This is a genomic window from Macromonas nakdongensis (genome assembly GCF_002837145.1).
Classification (GTDB): domain Bacteria; phylum Pseudomonadota; class Gammaproteobacteria; order Burkholderiales; family Burkholderiaceae_C; genus Macromonas_B; species Macromonas_B nakdongensis.
The window spans coordinates 1-4,477 of record NZ_NWMV01000175.1 but is presented as its reverse complement, the minus strand read 5'-3'; the positions used below and the strand labels follow the sequence as shown (position 1 = coordinate 4,477).

Sequence of the window (4,477 nt, the reverse complement as noted above, 5' to 3'; positions counted from 1 at the left end):
TGATTGGGAGGTGCGCCTTTACCTCGTGTGGGCCAAGTCTTGCGAGTATGCAGGCTTGGGTACTCCCAGCATGATGCACGGCCTCAAGCTGGATAACGGCAAAAAGGCATCTGCTTACGTCACGAAGTGGGGCCTTGAGGACGAAATGACGAAGGGTCATGTCAAAAAGGGCCGTGCAGGTGGTGAAACGCCGTTCGATTTGCTGCGCTCTGTCCTCGACGACAAGTCGGACACTCAAGCGGCGGCGCTGTTTCGTGAGTTCGTCCACGCCTTCAAGGGTAAGCGTCAACTGGTCTGGAGTCCGGGCTTGAAGGCACGTCTTGCCGTTGAGCATGCCACGGATGAGGAGATCGTCCAGCGTGTGGACGAGGAGGCCGAATTGTTGGGCCAGATCACCTTGGAGCAGTGGCGCGACGTGCTCAAAGTCGATGGCCGTGCTCTGGTGCTGGAGATTGCCGCCAAGCGTTCCTGGTATGAGGTCACGCGCTTCTTTGATGTCATTGAGGGGGCACACAAGGGTGTGGCCATGCCTGTGGGCTTGTTGGCAGACATTCGCGAGATTCTCCTCTCTTGAGGTACCAAACAATGCAATTCAATATTGACAAGCGTTTCATTGAAATTTTGAATGAGCAAGGATGCCCGATCACGTGGGACAAGTTCCGTGCTGCTTACGACGTGAGAAAAGCCGAGCGAGATGCCGATCCGGTCGTCATTGCACGCAAGATGAGGCGCGAAGCCCTAGCCCGGATATTTCACCGCAGTCCACCCCGTTGCCTCTTTTATCACTTTGATGCCTGAAGAGGGGTCGCTACGGGTCATTGCCGTGAGCCAAAGGCACGCACCCGCGCGCATCGGCCCTGTCAGGACGCAGCGACCCCCACCCCGGCTTGGGTTGCGGGCCAGTTTTGTGTCATCGCGCCGGCCAGGCGCTGTCGCGGCGTTCAGGGCGAGCGCAGCTGGCTCATGGCGTGCGCGAAGATGGGCGCGCTGGGCCAGTGCGAGGCCAGGTACAGCCGGATGCGCCGCGTGTTGCGCGTGACCACAGCCGCCACCTTGAGCAGCCTGATGCGCAGGGTGTCGACCTGGGCTGTTGCCAGTGCGGTGCCCTGCAGGGCCAAGGCGCGCAGCCGCTCGATGAGCACGTAACCCAGCGCCGACAGCAGCATGCGCAGTTGGTTGGAGTGCAACACCTGGCAGCTCGTGCGGGTGGCAAAGAGGCCGACCTGCGCCTCCTTGATCCGGTTCTCCGCCTCGCCGCGTTGGCAGTAGAGCCCGTCGTACAGGGTCTGTGGGTCGCCGTCCAGGTTGGTCACGACAAAGCGCGGGTTGCAGCCCTGCTCGCCCCATTCGAGCCGGGTGATGACGCGTCGCTCGTGCGGCCAGGTCTTGGCGGCGTAGTCGAACTCGCCGAGCAAGCGCTGCTTGGCGCGGCTGCGCTCGTACTCGTCCTGTAGCCAGAGCTCGGCCAAGGCCACCTGCGCCTGCAGCCGCGCGTTGCGCGCCAGGCCCACGATGTAGTGCACGCCCGAGCGCTCGCACCAGTTGAGGATGCGCTGGCGGCAAAATCCCGAGTCGCCCCGAAACACCACGCGCACGCCCGGCCAGACTTGGCGCAGTCGGCGCACCAGCAGCTTGAGGATGGCCGCCGTGTGCCGCGCCCCATCGATGTTGCTCGGGCGCAAGTAGGCGCACAGCAGCTGCTGGCCGCAAAACACGTACAGCGGCAGGTAGCAGTAGCTGTCGTAGTAGCCGTGGAAGAAGCGGCCCTCCTGCTGGCCGTGCAGCGGGTTGTCGGTGGCATCAAAGTCCAGCACCACCTCTTCGGGTGGACTCTCGAAGCTGGCAATGAACTGCTCAACCAGCAGCTCGTGCAGCTTCCAGGCCGTGGCGCGGTCCGCCCACTTCTCCAGCCGACACAGCGTGGGCGCGCTGGCGATATCGCGCTCCACCCCCACGGCCGTTTGCATCGCCACGTCGCGGCGCAGCGCACCGTGGTCGTTCAAGTCCTCCCAGCCCAGCGCCAGGCCATAGACGCGCTGCCGCAGCATGTCGCGCACGCTGTGCGTGATCAGCAGCGGATCGCGCGGGTCGGCAATGCAGCGCGCCGCCGTTCCCAGCAAGCCCAGCTTGCGGTCGACTTCGGCCAGCAGCATCACCCCAGCGTCGCTGGTCATGCTGCCGCCATCGAAGCGGCCCTCGATCTTGCGTCGGCCCAGTCGGCCAAAATCAATCACGCCAACCTCATCGGCAGTTGTTTGCGGTGTACAGTTTGGTTTCGGCATTGCCCGTCCTCTCATCCAGATTCGATACCTCGATGTTCGGGCATTTCAAGGGCAATGCCGTCCTCGTTTCTACGGATTGCGGTGAAATATCCGGGCTAGCAGATCGTCAGTTCGCAATGCTCCAGGAGCTGATTTCCCAGTCTTCCCATGCCTGAATCGGTGTGATTCGGTGGATCGGCATCACACGTATTGATGTTCCGAGGGGTGCAGTCTGCACCCCTTTTTTGCGCCTGTTACTGCGTAACTTCGTTCTGTTTGTTACTGCGTAACTTCAGGCGCCACCTCTCAGGTATTGCTCAAAATCGGCATCGTCCATAGGTGCTGACACCGCTTTGTCAGCATCACCGATAAGCCGCTCCAGCATGGCGCGCTGCGTTACTGCGTAATGCTTCGCTAGCCGCTTGAGTCCAAGGGCCGCACTGGTGGTCACGAAGGTGTTGATGCGAAGCTCTCCGTTGTCGCCAGCTCTTGCTCGGCCTGCCCGGTATGCCTTCTGTCGTTCTGCGTTGCTTTTTGCCATGATCGGCTCCTTTGTTACTGCGTAACGGTCATTATATCGTTACGCCGTAACGTGTGCAATATCGTGACTGTTACGGGGTATGGGGGGCGTGCCCCCCATGTCAAACCTGAGCCGGTGGCCTGTGCTGCTGTGGTTCGCGGCCTTCCTGGTAGAGCACCGGGCCAGTGCTCGCGCCCTGAAAAACAAGTAATTCGTGTATGATTCTCGACTTGCTCAACAAAATGAGCCAAATTAACTATTTGGAGTGAACCATGCACGATGATGACTTTGAACCTTCTTCCCTTCATCTTCTTTTAGCCTTGCTCAAAAAGGCTGGTACTACCGACTATTCGGGAATTCTTTTCCCCGTACATACACGCCTTCACGGCCATCTGTTTGGAATGGTTGAGGCCATGACTGAACAATCTGGACTGAGCCGTAACAAGCTCATGAACCGTATTCTTGAAGTCGGTATTGACACTACCCTGAAGTCTTTGCCGCCTGAGATGGTCGAGGAGTTGCGCCTGCGTTCTGGTCACTTCATCCACCAGTCTGTCTTCAAGGGCGACAAGAAAAACCCTTGGGAAAGCGGCAACGAGAACTGATTTCTAAGGATCACATATGGCAATGTTGACCCTCAACGGGATTGTTCAGAACGTGTTTGCACGGCCTGCGTCCACTGACAAGGAAACTGGCGAAGTCCGTCCAGCTACCGACTACGCCCAAATCTTGGCTGAGAACGTGCTGGAAAGCGGCGAGAAGCGCTTGGATATGGTCACGCTTAAGGTGCGCTCTATCGACTCGTTTCGGCGCTTCTTGGGACAGCGCGTCAGTGTCCCTGTTGGCGCGTTTGTCTCTGGCAAGAACATTCTGTTCTACAGCCTCAAGACTGAGCCGGAGCCTATCCCGGCATAATGGAAAAGACCCCGCAGGTGCGTCAACACCTCGGGGTCGCGACCGATTGAACAAGACTTCAACCGATGACAACAATTCTACACACCTCGGCCCATGCCGACAAGCGTGGGCCGGTAGCGTCAAGCAGTGCTGACGCATACGGCACACGCTGGGCGGCGGGGCATAAGTCCCGTGATGGTGCCCCCCTTGGTATAGGTGCAAAATCGGTACACAGCCCCGGTGCTCCTGCTGTCTTTGACCCGATGGCGGTCAAGTCACAGCGGTTCCAGCTCCAGAGCGTAGCCGCCAGCATCATCCCTGACAGCCGTACTGCCAAGTGCTTGAGGTTGCGTGCCCATAACCAGGAAATCAAGGTCTGGAAGGCTCCAGAGTACGGCACGGCCCATTACAGTGGCTTGCAGACTTGCGCCAGCGTCTGGGCCTGTCCTGTGTGCGCTGCCAAGATTGCGGAACGTCGTCGCCTTGAGCTGCTGGCCGCTATGGCTGTCCACGAGGCTCGCGGGGGCAACGTCCACCTGTTGACGCTCACAGTGCCGCACCAGCGTGGCGATGTGCTGGCGGCCCTTCTTGACCAGCAGGCTAAGGCTCTCAAGAGGTTCTGGAACGATAGGGCTACAAAGGCCATCATGGCCGAAATGGGCTATATCGGACAGGTCAGGGCGCGGGAGGTCACGCATGGCCGCAAGAGCGCCCGAAACAACGGCTGGCACCCTCATTTCCACATCCTGCTGTTTACCGGCGTTGCTGTCGATCTGAGTCGCTACAACGCTGCGCAGCGTCG

General features: G+C 59.7%; 7 protein-coding genes. 5 read left to right on the top strand and 2 right to left on the bottom strand.

Annotated elements, in window-relative coordinates; genetic code table 11:
- On the top strand, positions 1-574 hold a 574-nt coding region (locus tag CON77_RS14990; RefSeq protein WP_439650591.1), incomplete at its 5' end, for a hypothetical protein.
- Between the two features lie 11 nt (positions 575-585).
- A complete protein-coding gene (locus CON77_RS15425) occupies positions 586-798 on the top strand; it encodes a hypothetical protein (RefSeq protein ID WP_198552417.1) in 213 nt (70 codons plus the stop codon).
- Positions 799-941: 143 nt separating this feature from the next.
- Here CON77_RS15425 and CON77_RS14985 read toward each other — a convergent pair whose 3' ends face one another.
- Together CON77_RS14985 and CON77_RS14980 are read right to left on the bottom strand one after the other, a co-directional pair.
- Positions 942-2,282 carry an IS1380 family transposase gene (locus CON77_RS14985; RefSeq protein WP_101050408.1) on the bottom strand — a complete coding sequence of 447 codons (1,341 nt, stop codon included), beginning with the start codon at positions 2,280-2,282 and terminating at the stop codon, positions 942-944.
- A 271-nt stretch (positions 2,283-2,553) separates the two neighbouring features.
- Positions 2,554-2,802 (bottom strand): RepB family protein, encoded by a 249-nt coding sequence (locus tag CON77_RS14980; protein WP_101050406.1) that lies wholly within the window; start codon positions 2,800-2,802, stop codon positions 2,554-2,556.
- Between the two features lie 251 nt (positions 2,803-3,053).
- Here CON77_RS14980 and CON77_RS15295 point away from each other — a divergent pair, with 251 nt between their 5' ends.
- From CON77_RS15295 to CON77_RS15805, 3 genes are all read left to right on the top strand, one after another.
- Positions 3,054-3,386 carry a hypothetical protein gene (locus tag CON77_RS15295; RefSeq protein ID WP_145995343.1) on the top strand — a complete coding sequence of 111 codons (333 nt, stop codon included), beginning with the start codon at positions 3,054-3,056 and terminating at the stop codon, positions 3,384-3,386.
- Positions 3,387-3,402: 16 nt separating this feature from the next.
- A complete protein-coding gene (locus tag CON77_RS14975; RefSeq protein WP_101050404.1) occupies positions 3,403-3,696 on the top strand; it encodes a hypothetical protein in 294 nt (97 codons plus the stop codon).
- A 65-nt stretch (positions 3,697-3,761) separates the two neighbouring features.
- Positions 3,762-4,477 (top strand): protein rep (locus tag CON77_RS15805; protein ID WP_369407355.1); only part of this gene is annotated, 716 nt, incomplete at its 3' end.